At 61.8% G+C, this 15,134-nt stretch carries 15 protein-coding genes; 6 read left to right on the top strand and 9 right to left on the bottom strand.

Annotation, left to right across the window (positions count from 1 at the left end; translation table 11 throughout):
- Window positions 1-200 precede the first annotated feature (200 nt).
- Together HMPREF3153_RS10740 and HMPREF3153_RS10735 are read left to right on the top strand one after the other, a co-directional pair.
- Window positions 201-1,514 (top strand): short-chain fatty acyl-CoA regulator family protein, encoded by a 1,314-nt coding sequence (locus tag HMPREF3153_RS10740; RefSeq protein WP_070420844.1) that lies wholly within the window; start codon window positions 201-203, stop codon window positions 1,512-1,514.
- A gap of 132 nt (window positions 1,515-1,646) precedes the next feature.
- The gene (locus HMPREF3153_RS10735) at window positions 1,647-2,336 is read left to right on the top strand and encodes an Ltp family lipoprotein (protein ID WP_070420843.1); all 690 of its coding nucleotides are present in this window, start codon (window positions 1,647-1,649) and stop codon (window positions 2,334-2,336) included.
- Window positions 2,337-2,352: 16 nt separating this feature from the next.
- Here HMPREF3153_RS10735 and HMPREF3153_RS10730 read toward each other — a convergent pair whose 3' ends face one another.
- The 4 genes from HMPREF3153_RS10730 to upp form a co-directional block, all read right to left on the bottom strand.
- Window positions 2,353-3,801 carry an NAD(P)H-quinone dehydrogenase gene (locus tag HMPREF3153_RS10730; protein WP_246817199.1) on the bottom strand — a complete coding sequence of 483 codons (1,449 nt, stop codon included), beginning with the start codon at window positions 3,799-3,801 and terminating at the stop codon, window positions 2,353-2,355.
- A gap of 72 nt (window positions 3,802-3,873) precedes the next feature.
- Complete coding sequence (locus tag HMPREF3153_RS10725) at window positions 3,874-5,055, bottom strand: amidohydrolase (protein WP_070420842.1); 1,182 nt, start codon at window positions 5,053-5,055, stop codon at window positions 3,874-3,876.
- Window positions 5,056-5,245: 190 nt separating this feature from the next.
- A complete protein-coding gene (locus HMPREF3153_RS10720) occupies window positions 5,246-5,596 on the bottom strand; it encodes a helix-turn-helix domain-containing protein (RefSeq protein ID WP_005527991.1) in 351 nt (116 codons plus the stop codon).
- 49 nt (window positions 5,597-5,645) lie between these two features.
- Entirely contained in the window at window positions 5,646-6,281 is a 636-nt protein-coding gene (gene upp / locus HMPREF3153_RS10715; RefSeq protein WP_005527989.1) for a uracil phosphoribosyltransferase, read from the bottom strand.
- A 126-nt stretch (window positions 6,282-6,407) separates the two neighbouring features.
- Between upp and HMPREF3153_RS10710 the strand changes: the two genes are divergently transcribed.
- Genes HMPREF3153_RS10710 through HMPREF3153_RS10700 form a run of 3 tightly spaced genes read left to right on the top strand, consistent with a single transcriptional unit; the run spans window position 6,408 to window position 8,878 of the window.
- Window positions 6,408-6,686: a hypothetical protein gene (locus HMPREF3153_RS10710; protein WP_070420841.1), complete on the top strand. Its 279-nt coding sequence runs from the start codon at window positions 6,408-6,410 to the stop codon at window positions 6,684-6,686.
- Window positions 6,683-7,591 carry a C40 family peptidase gene (locus HMPREF3153_RS10705; protein ID WP_070420840.1) on the top strand — a complete coding sequence of 303 codons (909 nt, stop codon included), beginning with the start codon at window positions 6,683-6,685 and terminating at the stop codon, window positions 7,589-7,591. Before HMPREF3153_RS10710 ends, HMPREF3153_RS10705 begins: the two co-directional genes overlap by 4 nt.
- A 48-nt stretch (window positions 7,592-7,639) precedes the next feature.
- A complete protein-coding gene (locus tag HMPREF3153_RS10700; RefSeq protein ID WP_070420839.1) occupies window positions 7,640-8,878 on the top strand; it encodes a hypothetical protein in 1,239 nt (412 codons plus the stop codon).
- On the opposite strand, the gene HMPREF3153_RS10695 is transcribed toward HMPREF3153_RS10700, so the two are convergent.
- Both HMPREF3153_RS10695 and HMPREF3153_RS10690 read right to left on the bottom strand, forming a co-directional pair.
- A complete protein-coding gene (locus tag HMPREF3153_RS10695) occupies window positions 8,875-9,873 on the bottom strand; it encodes an alpha/beta hydrolase (RefSeq protein ID WP_070420838.1) in 999 nt (332 codons plus the stop codon). The genes HMPREF3153_RS10700 and HMPREF3153_RS10695 overlap by 4 nt on opposite strands.
- On the bottom strand, window positions 9,873-10,778 hold the full coding sequence (locus tag HMPREF3153_RS10690) for an amidohydrolase family protein (RefSeq protein WP_349018537.1): 906 nt from the start codon (window positions 10,776-10,778) through the stop codon (window positions 9,873-9,875). Before HMPREF3153_RS10690 ends, HMPREF3153_RS10695 begins: the two co-directional genes overlap by 1 nt.
- 39 nt (window positions 10,779-10,817) lie before the next feature.
- Here HMPREF3153_RS10690 and HMPREF3153_RS10685 point away from each other — a divergent pair, with 39 nt between their 5' ends.
- Entirely contained in the window at window positions 10,818-12,077 is a 1,260-nt protein-coding gene (locus HMPREF3153_RS10685; protein ID WP_070420836.1) for a D-alanyl-D-alanine carboxypeptidase family protein, read from the top strand.
- Here the strand turns inward: HMPREF3153_RS10685 and HMPREF3153_RS10680 are convergent.
- From HMPREF3153_RS10680 to trpS, 3 genes are all read right to left on the bottom strand, one after another.
- Window positions 12,046-12,900, bottom strand: a complete 855-nt coding sequence (locus HMPREF3153_RS10680) for an RDD family protein (protein ID WP_070420835.1) — start codon at window positions 12,898-12,900, stop codon at window positions 12,046-12,048. The two genes, HMPREF3153_RS10685 and HMPREF3153_RS10680, sit on opposite strands and share 32 nt — an antisense overlap.
- Window positions 12,901-12,950: 50 nt before the next feature.
- On the bottom strand, window positions 12,951-14,033 hold the full coding sequence (locus HMPREF3153_RS10675) for a YhjD/YihY/BrkB family envelope integrity protein (protein WP_046646549.1): 1,083 nt from the start codon (window positions 14,031-14,033) through the stop codon (window positions 12,951-12,953).
- Window positions 14,034-14,111: 78 nt separating this feature from the next.
- Window positions 14,112-15,131: a tryptophan--tRNA ligase gene (gene trpS / locus HMPREF3153_RS10670; protein ID WP_005527978.1), complete on the bottom strand. Its 1,020-nt coding sequence runs from the start codon at window positions 15,129-15,131 to the stop codon at window positions 14,112-14,114.
- Window positions 15,132-15,134 lie beyond the last annotated feature (3 nt).

Raw genomic sequence — 15,134 nt, 5'->3', positions numbered from 1 at the left:
TGGGACATTTCAACGTGAGGTGCCTTGACTTCAACGTGAGGTTTCTCGCCTCACGGTGCTGCGTTTGCAAAATCACATTAATTTCCAGAACGTGTCGAGCGCCACATGTGTAAAATGTGTAAATCTGTTGTAGCTATCTTTCCGTTTTGCAAAACATGTGGAAACAGCTGCTCAAGAGCAATAAAGAGGATGACTGGACAATGAGCAAGCACTACGCGGGGGCACGAATCCACGCGCTTCGCAAGCAACAAGGACTCACTCAAGTGGCCATGGCCAAGCAGCTGCAGCTGTCCACGAGCTACCTCAACCAGCTGGAAAATGATCAGCGCCCGCTCACCGTCACCGTCCTCATGCAGCTGTCCCAACGCTTTGGGGTGGACCCCACGTACTTCTCCGCGGACAAGGACGTGCGCACCATCACCGAGTTGCGCAGGCTATTTCCCGACGCCGGCGAGGCCACGCTTTCCGATCTCGTCACGCGTTTCCCAGAGCTGATGCCGCGCTTCCTCGAGGCCGCAGCGGCCGCACCGCAGCAGCAGGAGGGCCCATTCGAGGCGGTGCGTGACTTCTTCTACGATGCACACAACTACATCCACGCACTCGACGTCGCTGCCGAGGATCTGGCGCTGCAGTTGGGCGATCGCGTCCTGCGGCGCGGGCGCCTGGCGGCGAAGTTGCAGGAGGAGTTGGGTGTGAGCGTGCGCTTTTCCAGCCCGGTCACACGGCGTGAGTTTCGCCCACAGACGAGGGAGTTGCACCTGCGTGCGGGACTGACGGAGTCGCAACTCGTCTTTGAGATGGCTTTGCAGTACTGCCTGTTGGCACACACTGAGCTGTGCGAGAAGCTCGTGGCGGAGCTGCCGCTTGGCGACGCCCAGCGCATCGGTACCCTTGGTCTGGCTCAATATTTCGCCGCGGCCGTGACGATGCCCTATACCCAGTTCCTGGAGACAGCCGAGGAAACCCGCTACGACATCGACATCATCGCCGGCACCTTCGGCACCGGTTTTGAGACCACCGCGCAGCGTCTATCCACCCTGCAGCGCCCCGGCAACAAGGGCGTCCCCTTCTCGTTCATCCGCACTGACCGCGCGGGCAATATCTCCAAGCGCCAGTCCTCCACCGCGTTCCACTTCGCCCGCGGTGGCGGCTCGTGCCCGCTGTGGATAGTCCACCGCGCTTTCGAAACCCCCAACCGCATCACCCGCCAGGTGGCCTCCATGCCGGATGACCACACCTATCTGTGGATTGCACGTTTCGTGCAAGGCCAAGCCAAGGCCTGGGGTACCCCGCGTAAGGAGTTTGTGGTGGGACTCGGCTGCGACATCTCCCAAGCCGACCGCTTGGTGTACGCGGATGCTTTGACACTCACGGCGTCGGCAGCCACGCCGATTGGTCCCGGATGTAGCGCCTGCCCGCGCGAAAACTGCGCCCAGCGCGCTTTCCCACTAGCCAGCCGCCCGGTAAAGCTCGAGCTCAACGCCACTCCAGAGAACGCTTACCAAACCAGATAGGGCGTACGTTCGAAACGCGCAGAAGCCGTGTCCAGCGCCTATGCGAAACTGCTTGTGTTCCCAAGGTTGCACCCCAGCATTTCTCTCGCTGGGAAGGCATCCTCCCCAACAGTTTCTCTCTGGAGGTTTTCCATGACCAACTCGAACAATCCATATGCAAACCCGCTGCAGCAGCCCGGTCCACAGCCCGGTCAACAACCCGGCCAACAACCCGGCCAACAACCAGGTTTCCCCGCCGCTGACGGTACCTTCGGCGCAGGTGCTGTACCACCACAGGAACCGAAGAAAAAGAAGAAGGGCGGCTGCTTCAAGTGGGGCGCTGGCGCCTTGGCCGTGCTCGTTATCATTGGTGTCGCTACCAGCGGCGGCGGCGACAAGGAAGACACCGCGGCAGACAATCCGACCAGCGTTGTCCCCGAAAGCAACGTTGCACAAGATTCCGATACCTCGGGTGACCTTGCCAAGCTTTCCGACGCCCTAGCAAACATGAGCGGCGACGAGGGTGACCCCAATGCTCCCGTTGAGCACCGCAACGCACTGCGCAAGGCCAACCAGTACATCAAGACCATGAACTTCTCCCAGGCCAAGCTCTACGATCAGTTGACCAGTGAGTACGGCGAGAAGTTCCCAGCCGATGCTGCGCAGTACGCCATCGACAACGTCGAGGCCGACTGGAACGCCGAGGCCGCGGAGTCCGCGCGCAACTACCAGGACACCATGGGCATGTCCGGCGCCGCGCTGATTGACCAGCTCACCAGCGACTACGGCGAGAAGTTCACCTACGAAGAAGCCCAGCAGGCCGTAGACCAGCTGGGCATGTAGGAAGAACTTCTGGGTTCTACTCCAAGTCATCGTGTGCCACGAGACGGCGTGCCGCCTCGGTGATGGTGCCCGAAAGCGACGGGTAGACCGCGAAGGAATCAGCCAGCTGGTTTACGGTCAGCTGGTTGGTCACGGCAACGGCGACCGGCAGAATCAGCTCGGACGCGGTCGGCGCGACGATGACGCCGCCGATAACGCGGCCGGAGGTGGCGCGGCAGAACAGCTTCACGAAACCGTGGTTCAGTGAGCGCATCTTCGCGCGCGGGTTGGTGTTCAGCGGCATCGTGATGGTGCGCGCGGAAACCTCGCCAGCTTCAATCTCAGCCTGGGTAAAGCCCACGGCGGCGATCTCCGGGCGGGTGAACACCGCGGTGGCCACGGTCTTCAGGCGCAGCGGGGACACGCCCTCACCGAGTGCGTGGTACATCGCGATGCGGCCCTGCATAGCGGCCACGGAAGCCAGCGGGAAGAGGTCAGAGCAGTCACCGGCTGCGTAAATGCCAGCAACGTTGGTGCGGGAGACGCGGTCGACTTTGATGTGGCCGGACTTCTGCGTAGCCACACCCACGTACTCCAGGCCCAGGTCCTTGGTATTCGGTATGGAGCCGATGGACATGATGACGTGCGAGCCATGAATCTCGCGGCCGTCCTGCGTCTTGACCACAACATTGCCGTCCTCAGTGCGGGATACGGATTCCACACGGCAGTTCTTCTCCAGCTCCACGCCGCGCTCAGCCAGCACGGTCTCGAGGACGTCGGCAGCATCGGCGTCATCATGCGGCAGAATGCGGTCGCGGGAAGCCACCATGGTTACCTTGACGCCCATCTCCGCGAAAGCGGACACGAATTCCGCACCGGTCACACCGGAACCGACCACGATGAGGTGCTCCGGATCTTCCTTCAGGTCATAAACCTGCTGCCAGGTCAGAATGCGCTCGCCGTCCGGCTGCGCGCCCGGCAGGATACGCGGGGTTGCACCGGTTGCCACGAGCACGAGATCTGCCTCGAGGGTTTCGGTGGAGCCATCGCTCTTGACGACGTCGACCAAGTGCGCCGCGCCCTGCACACCATGCTGATCCTCAGCAAAGCTTGCACGGCCGTCGATAACGTTGACGCCGATCTTCTCCAGGCCTGCACGCACGTCTGCCGACTGCTTGCCGGCCAGCGCCTGCACACGCTCGTTGAGCGCCTGCAGCTTCAGCTGCATAGAGCCGAGCTGCTCGTTGAGCCCCATGGCTTCAGCGCGACGGAAGTCGGTGCGCAGGTTTGCACCAGCAATGAAGGACTTGGAAGGAACGCAATCCAGCAAGACGGAGGAGCCACCGGGACCCTGCTCCTCTACCAGGGTAATGTGTGCTCCATACTTGGCGCCGGCAATCGCAGCTTCGTAGCCTGCTGGTCCGCCACCGATAATAACGATGCGCGGTGCATCCTCGATTACTGCGTCAAGCGCTTCCTTTGTCACTGTCTATTGCTCCTTTATAAAGTTTGTTAAGGACATGGGGTAAATCCTTTTGACAGTGTAGTAGTTGCGCCCCTATTCCTGCACGTTGGCGAATTGCTCCACTACGGAGCCGAAAAGCTTCACGCCTACACCGATGCAGCGCTCGTCCACATTGAGGTCCCCCATGTGCAGGTCATGCTGCTCGCCTTCGCCGGACCAGCAGCCCAAACGCGCCATGGAACCCGGCACATGCTCGAGGTACCACGAGAAGTCCTCGCCGCCCGAGGACTGAGGTGCCTGCACCACGGCCCGCGGGTCGATGGCCTGCGCGGCGGAGGCCAACAGTGCGGTAGAGACGTCGTCGTTAAGCACGGGCGGAACGCCGCGGTGATAGGTCAGCTCGTGTTCCACGCCCACCGGTGCCAAAACTTGGTCCACCAACTCAGAAAACAGGTTCTGCATGTCGCGCCAGATGGCGATGTCCGCGGTGCGCATCGTGCCGGTCAGCGTTCCGGACTCCGGCATTGCATTCGGCGCATAGCCCGAGTTGACCTGGCCAAAGACCAGTACGGTGCCCGTGCGCGGATCGACGCGGCGCGACAGCAACGCGGGCAACTCCGTGATGACCTTGCCCAACGCATAGACCACGTCGGCAGACAGGTGCGGACGCGAGGTATGACCCCCTGGCCCCTTGACTTCCAGCTCCACGACGTCCGTTGCCGAAGTAATAGCACCTGCACGCACGCCGATGCGACCCACGCGCAGCTTCGGCTCTACGTGCACGGCAAAGATCGAATTGACCCCCTCCAGCGCACCCCACTCGATAACGTCGGTGGCACCACCTACCCAGACTTCCTCGGCAGGCTGGAAGATGATGCGCAGCCCCAACTCGAGGGAGTGTTCGCGCTGGTAGTCCGCCATTGCGCAGGCAAGACCCAAGGCGATGGTGGTGTGCACGTCGTGGCCGCAGGCATGCATGGTACCGGGGTTCTCTGAGGTGTACTCCAATCCGGTGACCTCGGTGACCGGCAGCGCGTCAATGTCGGCGCGGAATGCGAGGCGTCCCAGTTCCGTGTCCGGACCGATGTCCACCATGAGGCCTGTCTCGGGGAAGCGCTGCGGCTGCAGCCCGTACTCCTTGAGGGTGCGCGCGATGAAGTTGGTGGTCTCCACCTCGTTGTTGGAGGTCTCAGGGTGGCGATGGATATGACGGCGCCACGAGATAACCTCCGCGCGGTGGCTATCAAACCACGCGTTCACGAATGTCGAAATCATTGCGTACCTCCTGCACACCCACCCGCAGAACATGCGAAACCGGGGTCGTTGTCTTTCAGTGCAGTCTACAACTAGACAAAGCGGTACAGGTAGTCGCGCAGCTCATCGCTGTAATATACAGAGCGGTACGGAGCGCGGCATGTCATTTTGCCGACCTAATAGCCGCGTGGGAAACCGCGCGTGCGCGTGATCAATCCAGCACCATATCGGCCGCAGCGAAGCGACGGCGATCGATATAGGAGGCTGAGAAGGCGGCGACGTCGTCAAGCGCTGCAACGACCTCATCCCCGACCCCGCCTGGCAGCAACAGCGAAGGCGGAACCTCCAGTGCATAAGCCAGCTTGAACAGCGTGGACAGCTGCGGATCGGCCCGCAGATTCAACGCTTTGTCAGTGCGCTCCAGATTGGAAATCTGACTGCGCGAGACCCCCGAGATCTCCGCGAGCGCTTTTTGCGACATGCCCCGCCGCTCGCGCGTCTCACGCAAGCGGGATGCGAAATCGTGGCCCAAGGCGGACCACCCACCAAAAGAAATGGACACGAGTCTTGACCCCCCATTCAGACGTTCGTGGGGGCAAGCCTAGCGCACTTTAGAGGTCGATGTTGCGCGGTCCGTAGAGGCGATCGCCGGCGTCGCCCAAACCTGGGACGATGTAGGCGTCTTCGTTCAAGCTCGGGTCAATAACCGCGGTAACCAGGCGGACCGGCAGGCCGGAATTCGCCAGCGCATCCACGCCTTCCTGCGCGCAGACCATGCAGATTGCAGTAATGTCGGTGGCACCGCGATCGGCCAGCAGCTTCAAGGAGTGCAGGAGGGAGCCGCCGGTAGCGAGCATCGGGTCCACGACGAATACGGTGCGGCCGGTGAGATCCTCGGGCAGCGCCTCGAGATAAGGAACCGGCTGGTGGGTTTCCTCATTGCGGGCCATGCCGATAAAGCCCACCTGGGCATCCGGAATCATGGCTAGAGCTGGGTCGATCATGCCCAGGCCCGCACGGATGATGGGGACGATGATGGGCGGGTCCAGAAGGCGGGTGCCCTGTGCAGTATCGACAGGAGTGACGCAGTCGAAGTGCTCGACGGCGAGGTCACGGGCTGCTTCATAAACGAGCATGGTGCCCAGGTCCTTGAGGGCGGCGCGGAAGGCAGAGTTGTTGCTGCGAGCATCGCGCATGATGGTCAGGCGGGAGGCGGCAAGCGGGTGATCTACTACGTGGATGTCCATGGTTTCCCACTCTATCCCCTCCTCTGCCGGTTCTGGTATCTAAACGTTTCCCCCCGCCCCTGCAATGGGCAATACTTTTCTCGTTGGTGAGGGAACCGCGGGCGCTTTTGCGCAGTCCAATAAGGCATGACAGCTTTTAAGATTGATACTGAGTTCACCCGCCATCTTGCCCGCGAGCTTTATGACGCTGCCCAGGGCACCACTCCACCACTGCCCGAGATTCCAGAGGGAACGCTTTCCACTTTTGGTTCCGCTTTGTGCGCAGCCTTGCGCAACGTCGGGGCGCGGACGGAGAGTCTGCGTACTGACATGGAAATGGTTGCTGACGCGTCTTTCGCCATGGCACAGGAAGCAGAATCTACTGATTCTGGCCTAGCGGCCGGATTGGGAGGTGTGCTCTCGTGATTGAGGCAGCGGTCAAACAGATTTCCCAGATGGCACCGCCCGCGCTCCCAGCGGTGGGCCTGCCGCAGTTGCCGGATCTGAGCACCATCGGCCCCTTGGCGGACATCGCACACGGCGATCCGAGCAAGCTTCTCGACGCTGCCGGTGTCCTCGCCGCTGATCGCCACACCATCGACGCCGCGGTGGCCAAGGCCCGCACGCTCATCCAGGCCACAGGCCAGGACCTCATCGGTATTGGATTGCAGCTGCTCACCCAAGCCGCACCCCTGGCGCTTGGGCTCTTGGTTCCAAACCCAGCAGTGCAGGCAGCTGCACGAGCACGTCTGCACGGTCTCATTACAGAACACTTGGCCAACGCTTTTGCCCGCGTCAAACAATTGCTGGCAGAACTGGTCGCTGTGGCGAGGCCGTTGCTACCCATCGCGCAGCGCGCCATCGAACCCACGGTAAAAGGACGCGCAGAAGGAACCGGGAACGAGCTTTCGCCTTCTAAGACTCCAGAGCCCCACGCAATTTCAGCGAAACACTCCACGGCCATCGGCGGCGATGAGTCCAGTGGGTCGGCACAGGGGCGGGCCGCGGTGGCCGCCGCGATGAGCAAGCTCGGTACTCCCTATGTATGGGGCGGCACGGGCAATGGCGGCTTCGATTGCTCTGGGCTTACCCAATGGGCGTGGCGCCAGGCCGGAGTAGAGCTCCCGCGCACCGCCGAGTCCCAGACCGTAGGCAGGCAGGTCAGCGCCAACGAGCTACAGCCCGGTGACCTCGTGGTGTGGGATGGCCACGTGGCCATGTACAAGGGAGGCGGCGAAATGATCGAGGCTGGTAGCCCCGTGGAAACCAGCCCATTGCGCACCACCAACATGGGCATGGCATTCAAGGGGTTCTGGCGCCCCACCGGCTAGCAAGCTCTTATGCGGATTTAATAAATGGGTAAGTTAGACTGTCTACCCATGAGCACCCGCGCAATCATTCCAGTCCAGCTCTCCTTGACCGAGGGCGATTTTTATACCCTGTGGGCACCAAAGTGGCGTCAGAATGGCTCCGAGTGGCAGGCATTCTTGGGCGACGAAGAATCCGTCCTCGCTTTCAACTCCGCAGCAGAAATGCTGTGCTTCTTAGAGTCCGGTAAGCACCACGACTTGGTCGACCACCCCAAGTGGGCCGATTTCCGCGCCCAAGGCGAGGATCGCATCACGCCAGCAAAAAAGGATCACTTCGACCTCGTCGGCATGCCTTCCCATCTGGCGGGCCGCCCGAGCCACGAGAACGTCACCGCTGTTGCCCGCAACCTGGAGATCGCCGAGGCGCTCGCCAACGTCGCCGGCGCGCAGCACACCGTAATCTTCTTCGCGTCGCACTCCATCCTGCGCAACGTCACCCGCGGCGCTAGCCACTACGCCGGGGACCAAGGCATGAGCGAGTGGTCCGGCGTGGGCCGCGTGGTCCTGGCGAACTGGAAGAGCGTCATTGAGGACCTCGACAAGCAGGTCAAGGTCGTCGACTCCTCCGAGTTCGATTCCGCGCAGGTCAAGGATGCGGAAGAGCGCATCGCCGCCGCCACCGCGGCTGCCGAAAAGGCCCGCAAGAAGGCCGAGGAAGAGCGCAAGGCTGCGTCCGCTGCCGCCGACCCTTATGACAACTCCCCGTGGGCCACTGCTGGCATCGACCCAGTCAAGATCACCGCGGACATGAAGTCCGTGTACACCCTGCGCACCTACCTCGATGGCAAGCCTGTCTTCTTGGGCAAGTGGGGCGAGATTTACACCTTCAACTCCCTGAAGACACTCGTGCGCTGGATCATGGAAAATGACGACCACGATCTCGCCCGCGTTTCCACCTGGGAAGAGCTCGTCTCAGCAGCTAACGCCGGCGAGCTGAAGGCCAGCGTTCACCCAGACAACCAGTACACCTTCAACGGCATCGTGCGCGATATCGAGAAGGGCCCAGAGGCCGTCGATGCTGACCAGATGGGCCGCTGCTACGAGGTGTGTGCCGACGCCGCAGACTGGGCTGGCGACGACTCCATCAACTCGTACATGCTGGAAAACCCCCGCTTCCAGGACTACCTGGGCTATATGCTGGGCTCCACCGAGCACGCTGGCTACATCCCCTCCAAGCCTTATAACCACCACGCCGAGGCATGGAAGGGCCTGGAGGAGATGCTCATCAAGCGCTTCTCCCGCTTCTAAAGAGCCTCCAGGGTGCGGCGAAGGGCGGCGATGAGGTCGTCGACAAGCGCCCGCGAAGCCCGGGCTTTCGGCCGAATGTGGTCGAAGCCGTGGTACGCGCCCTCATAAACCTGAAAGTCCACCGGCACGCCTACTTCCTGCAGGGCGTCCGCGTGGGCTTTTGCTTCGTCATAGAACAAATCCAACGAGCCCACGCCGATCCACGTCTGCGGCAGCCCCCGCAAATCCGCACGGGTCGCCGGCGAAGCATATGGCGCAATCTCCGCCTCCAGGTGGTCCGCGCCCAGGTACTTCGACCATGCGCCACGGTTGGAGTTCGGCGTCCAAATGAACTCTCCCCTGCCGGACTGTGCGCGCAGGGTGCGGTGGTCAATCATCGGGTACACGAGCCCCTGGAACACCACGGGGTGGCCCTCGTCGAGTGCGCGCTGGACGACGCCCGCCGCCAGCCCACCGCCCGCACTGTCCCCGGCCACTGCGATGCGGTGCTTGTCGACGCCCACCTCTTCCGCATGCTCTTGCAGCCACCGCAGGGCGGCATAGCACTCGTCATGGTCGGCCGGGAAAGGTGCCGCGGTGGACTTGCGGTAGCTCGGAGCCAACACCACGGCCCCCAGCTCGTCCGCGATGCGAGAGTTCTGCGGATCGTAGAATCCCGGGCTACCGATGAGGTGACCACCGCCGTGCGTCCACAGCAGCGCTGGCGCGCCCGGCTTTTGGTTGCGCGGGGCCAGCAGACGGGCGCTGAACTTCTGCCCTTCGAACTCGCCATGGATTACGCGGACGTCGACGTCACGCTCCACGGCACGGATGTAGTCGTGGTTAGCAATGAGCTTGCTGATTGCCACGAATCCGCCGTCCGGAAGGAGATGCATGGGCAGGTACAGAGCAGGATGTCGCAGCTCCGGCGAAACCTCCTCCACGACTTTGTGGCGATTCCACGCGTAATAGGCGCACCCCGCTGCTAGGCCGATTCCGGTTCGCCAGGCACGCATTAGTTCTCCTCTGCTTCCTCAGCCAGTGACTCCTCGGTATCCGGCCCGGCCAACTCTGGGTCAGAGAACTCCTCATAAGCCGGCAAGATGACGGTCTCGATCAGGTGCTGGCGCTCCTCCTCCGTGCTGAAGGAGTTCTCCAGTGCCTTCACAGTGAGGTCGAAGAACTCTTCGAGTCCGTAGCCAAAGTGCTCGTTCAGCGCCAAGAACACGTCGTTGAGGTTGCCCTCGCTAGCGCTGCCTGCTGTGACCGCGCAGGTAAAACCGAGCTGCTGCAGAAGCGGCAGCGGGTGATCGCTGAACTCTTCGAAGGACAAAGGCTCGAAGGTAGCAGCCAGGTGGCGGTCACGAATCCATGCGGAGACCGTGCCCGGCTGGATGCCATCGAGGTCGGCGGTGAAGTCGTCGGGAAGCTGCGTCGCGTGCGCCAAGCGGGTGGCACCTGCTTGCACCGCCGCGGCCACGGCCTCGAACTCGAGGTCGCGCACGTCCACAACGAAGGGCACAAAATTCGCACGCAGATCAGCCACTACGTGTGGCTCGGTCTCGCCCTCGAGCACAAAGCCCACGACCCTGGAGCCCCTGCGGGCGCTGGCTGCCTGTGGCGCGCTGGTGAGCAGGAGCCGGGCATCAATTCCCGGCACCTCCAAGCCCGCGATGGCTGCCTCGAGGGCAGTCTCTGCCCCAAAGTCGAAGGCCTGCGGGTCGAAGCGAATCTCGGCATACACCACGTTTGCAGAGGCCAACTCCTCCACCGCCTGGGTCATCGCTGCGGTCAGGGCAGCGCTGTCTGCCGGTACCTGCTGCGGCGCAAAGACCGCGTCGAGCTCGACCTTGGGCAGCTGTGCCACCAGCTCCGGCACGGGATCTTTGTTTTCTGGGCTAATTAATGGTGCGTCATGCATAAGGAACATCCTAGGCACGGGCTTAAGATGTGTCATGTTATGAAAAACTTCATCACTACTGCCCTCGCCTCGGCCTGCCTCGTCGCCAGCACCCCGCTCGCCTTAGCTCAGGACACCGAGCCTAAGCCGGGCGACGCCGCAGAAATGAGCGCGGAAGCAGAGTCTTCTTCCATCCGTAGGGAAGCGCCCAATACCGATAACTGTCCCCACGCACTCAGGCCCGCCGAACCGGTGTCCACCTCCGAGCGCCTCGCCCCCGGCCAGCCCACCCCGACGCCGCTGCCCGCCGTGGAGTCATCTGAAAGCTGCGGCGTCACCGCGCCCCATGGTTTTGAGGTCAACAAGGACGTCGTCGCCTCCGCGTGGATGGTCAGCGACATCGACACCGGCGAAATCATCGCGATGAAGGACCCCAACGGCCGCTACCGCCCAGCATCAATCATCAAGGCGTTGCTGGCGCTCGTGGTCATCGACGAGGTTCCGCTCGACAAGAAGATCAAGGCCACCATGGAGGACGCCTCCATCGAAGGCTCCGCCGTGGGCATCGGCCCGGACGGCGAATACACCGTCGAGCAGCTCCTACAGGGCCTGCTCATGGCATCCGGCAACGACGCCGCACACGCCCTTGCGGGCCAGCTTGGCGGCGACGAGGAAGCGTCCAAGAAGGTCAACGCCCTCGCGAAGAAGCTCGGCACCCGCTCCACCCGCGCCGCCAGCTACTCTGGCCTTGACTCCGCAGGCATGTCCACGTCCGCGGAAGATATTTCCATCATTTACCGCGCTGCATTCCGCAACAAGACCTTTGCCCGCATCGTGGACACAGAACACGTCGAGTTCCCCGGCTGGGGCGAGCTGCCCGGTTACGAGCTGTGGAACGATAACGGCCTCTTCCTCAACGATCCAGACGGCATCGGCGGCAAGACCGGCTACACCGAGGACGCCCACCACACTTTCGTCGGCGCACTCGACCGCGGCGGCCGCCGCCTTCAGGCAGTCATCCTCGACACCACCGTCGAGCACGGCTTCCGCGCCTGGCAGCAGGCACAGATGCTGCTAGACGAAGCCTACAAGGTAAAGCCAGGCGAGGGAGTGGGCACGCTTTCCGACGCCGCCGCCCCCACTAGCAACACCTCTACCGCGACGAAGACAAAAGAGCCTGCACCGACGACGTCGCCAAGCGCATCTGCCCATAAAAAATCAGCCCTCGAGGGAATCGAAGGCTGGGCTGGCTGGGCCGTGGCCGCAATTGTGGCCCTGCTAGTTATCGTTAGCGCTGTTTTTTCACTACTTCGGCGTTAGCAAGCTTGTCATGCGCGCCAAGTAGGCCGTTTTCCTGCTTGATAGAGGTGGCGTAGAAGATAGCGGCGAAGAAGCTCACCACACTGCCCAGACCCGGCACGATGGTGATGGCGCGCCACCACTGACGCTTCAGCGACTGAACCCAGCTGAGTTTTTCGCCCGTGGTGGAATCGCGAACCTCGTAGCCCATAAGTTTCTTCACTGGGGTTCCGCCGAGAACCACCTCGAAGCCTACGCAATAGAGAATGGCACACAGCCCCATCAAAAACGAGGCAGAAAAAGTCGAGGTATCGGAGGCGAAAGCCAGCACCGGCGAGGCGATGATGCTGCAGACGAAGATGTCGGCGATAGCCATGATGGCGCGGGTGCTGGCCAAAGGGCGCTCCTGCGCAGAGGCTGCCGGGGTATAAGGGCTTGCCTGAAGCGCTGGCACAGAGGCTTGGTTGGGATGTGTGAAGGGATCGAACGGTGACTGCTGCGCCTGTGCAGTCGGTGCGAATCCGTACTGCTGCTGATTGGACTGCTGGAAGCTGTGCTGAACATTGAAGGGCCACTCACCATAAGCCGCTAGCTCGCTCAGCTGCGGCCACGTTGGGCGCAGCTGATCCTCGAGTCCCTGATCATAAGTCGCACGAATCTCTGGCGAAGACAAAATGGTATGCGCAATCTGCGCTTCCTGACGGCGATCATCGCCGATTTCAAACCCCATCTGTTCCAGACGTGCATCCTTCGCCGCCAATAAAATTCCCAGCTCACGGGAGGTGTTACGGCGGTCAAGGTCGAAGTGCTCATACAGGTCTGGGGCAAAGGAATCTGGAGTCATAGCAGGCAGTCTAAGTCAGGGATCGGAAACTTTTTGAACTACGGGGAATGCTACTTACGGCGCAGCAGCGCAGCAACGCCCGCGGCGGCTGCACCAAGCGCGGCGCCCGCGCCCAAGGTCACACCGGTGGACGGGCCAGACTTGACCTCGTTGCGCACGCGGATGATGGCCGGCTCCGGCACTGGCGGCTCAGCCAGCTCCATGGATTCCTCGGTGGTTGCAGTCCACGCGGAGACGTACAGAACAACGCGCCAGATCAGGTACATCACGACCATGAGCACGATGACTGGACCGAATACCGCACCGGCCGGGTTGCCCGAAGCTGAGGACATGATGACGGTGGACAGCTGCTTGATGGCCTCGAAGGCCACCGCGCCGATAGCTGCGCCCTTCAGTCCTGACTTGGTCGGCACGTCGGTGCGCGGCAGGAAGACAATCATCCACCAGAACACCAGGAAGTTGGCCACCAAGCCGATCACGATGCCGGCCAAGACCAGCACTGCATCCATCCCCGGGAAGGACTCAATGCCGACCCACTCGAAGACCTTCTGAGTCAGTCCAGAGGAACCCGCAGCGGTTACGCCGAAGGCGATGATGAGCGCCACCAGCAGGCCGATGAGGCCCAACAGGTCGCTGAGCTTCTGCGTAAAGAAGTTGCCCTGGGTCTCGTTTGGGTCCTTATCCCACATCGCGGAGATGCCGATGCGCAGGTTATTCATCCAGCCCAGGCCGGACCACAGGGTGGTCAAACCACCGATGCCGTACATAGCGCCGCGCTGGGCGATGGCGGTCTCAAGGAGCTCATTGAGGGTGTCGCCCAACTCGCCGGACACGGAGTTCGAGATCTGGTCCTGCACTTGCTGCATGAGGTCTGGGCGGGTAGCCAAAACTGTGGCCGCGCCAGCAACCGCAAGCATGAACAGTGGGAAGATTGCCAGCACTGAGAAGTAGGTAATGCCGGCGGAAAACTGGTTGCCGCCCTGCTCGCCATAGCGCCCCAGCATGCGCATGATGTGGTCAACGAAGGGGGATTTCTCCCTCACCTTGTCCACAGGACCCGGATCATCGGCATGTGCGCGCTCGATGCCGTAATCGTCCGTTTTTGATTGATCTGTCTGAGTGGAGGTAGCCACGGGCAGTCAGTCCTTTACAAATTTTCACTAATAAGTTCGGACTACCCAGGTTAGCGTGACTACGCACCACCGTGCAGATTACTTGCGCAGGCGGGGGAGGAAACCAACCGCCTTGTAGACCTTTTCCACGAGCGGTTCCGCAACCTCAGAAGCTCGCTCAGCGCCCTGCGCAAGCAGTCGCTCCAGCTCACCGCGGTCAGCCATGAGCTCCTCATAGCGTGCCTTGAGCGGCGCAGTGAAGGCCTCCAGAGCCTCGGCGGTGTCCACCTTCAGGTGGCCGTAGCCCTTGCCCTCGTACTTGACCACAATGTCGTCGATCTTCTCCCCCGTCAGCGCGGACTGGATGACCAAAAGGTTGGACACGCCCGGCTGAGTCTCGCGGTCGAAAGCCACCACACCAAGGTCATCGGTCACAGCGGACTTGATGCGCTTAGCCGAGGTCTTCGACTCATCCAGCAGGTTGATGATGCCCTTCGGGTTGGCGCCCGACTTCGACATCTTGGCAGTCGGCTCCTGCAGGTCATAAATCTTGGCCGAGTCCTCCGGAATGAACGGCTCCGGAACGCGGAACGTCTCGCCGTACTTATTGTTGAAACGCTCCGCGAGGTTGCGGGTCAGCTCCAAGTGCTGACGCTGATCCTCCCCCACCGGCACGTAGTTCGGGGAGTATAGGAGGATATCCGCCGCCATGAGCACCGGGTAGGTAAACAGACCAACAGTGGTGCGGTCAGTGCCCTGCTTAGCGGACTTGTCCTTGAACTGCGTCATGCGGGAGGCCTCACCAAAGCCGGTCAGGCACTGCAGGACCCAGGTCAACTCAGTGTGGGCCGGGACGTGGGACTGCACGAACAGCGTGGACTTCTCAGGGTCAATGCCCAGTGCGATGAGCTGAGCGGCACCAGCAACGGTACGGTTGCGCAGCTCCTCTGGGTTCTGCTCCACGGTGATGGCGTGCAGGTCCGGGATGAAGTAGAACGCGTCATAATCGTTCTGCAGATCAATCCACTGCTTGAGCGCTCCCAAGTAGTTTCCCAGGTGGTAGGAATCTGCCGTGGGTTGAATACCGGAAAGTACGCGGGAGATGTTCTGCTCAGTCATGGT

This window comes from Corynebacterium sp. HMSC06C06, from assembly GCF_001807295.1.
GTDB classification, from domain to species: Bacteria; Actinomycetota; Actinomycetes; order Mycobacteriales; family Mycobacteriaceae; genus Corynebacterium; species Corynebacterium striatum.
Note: the sequence above shows the minus strand (reverse complement) of the source record. Positions and strands in the feature narration are given on the sequence as shown.

What these genes read in the sequence shown, in the direction of transcription:
- HMPREF3153_RS10740 (WP_070420844.1), top strand. Translation starts at nt 201, where the DNA reads ATGAGCAAGCACTACGCGGGGGCACGAATCCACGCGCTTCGCAAGCAA.
- HMPREF3153_RS10735 (WP_070420843.1), top strand. Translation starts at nt 1,647, where the DNA reads ATGACCAACTCGAACAATCCATATGCAAACCCGCTGCAGCAGCCCGGT.
- HMPREF3153_RS10725 (WP_070420842.1), bottom strand. Translation starts at nt 5,055, where the DNA reads ATGATTTCGACATTCGTGAACGCGTGGTTTGATAGCCACCGCGCGGAG.
- upp (WP_005527989.1), bottom strand. Translation starts at nt 6,281, where the DNA reads ATGGACATCCACGTAGTAGATCACCCGCTTGCCGCCTCCCGCCTGACC.
- HMPREF3153_RS10710 (WP_070420841.1), top strand. Translation starts at nt 6,408, where the DNA reads ATGACAGCTTTTAAGATTGATACTGAGTTCACCCGCCATCTTGCCCGC.
- HMPREF3153_RS10700 (WP_070420839.1), top strand. Translation starts at nt 7,640, where the DNA reads ATGAGCACCCGCGCAATCATTCCAGTCCAGCTCTCCTTGACCGAGGGC.
- HMPREF3153_RS10695 (WP_070420838.1), bottom strand. Translation starts at nt 9,873, where the DNA reads ATGCGTGCCTGGCGAACCGGAATCGGCCTAGCAGCGGGGTGCGCCTAT.
- HMPREF3153_RS10690 (WP_349018537.1), bottom strand. Translation starts at nt 10,778, where the DNA reads ATGCATGACGCACCATTAATTAGCCCAGAAAACAAAGATCCCGTGCCG.
- HMPREF3153_RS10685 (WP_070420836.1), top strand. Translation starts at nt 10,818, where the DNA reads ATGAAAAACTTCATCACTACTGCCCTCGCCTCGGCCTGCCTCGTCGCC.
- HMPREF3153_RS10680 (WP_070420835.1), bottom strand. Translation starts at nt 12,900, where the DNA reads ATGACTCCAGATTCCTTTGCCCCAGACCTGTATGAGCACTTCGACCTT.
- trpS (WP_005527978.1), bottom strand. Translation starts at nt 15,131, where the DNA reads ATGACTGAGCAGAACATCTCCCGCGTACTTTCCGGTATTCAACCCACG.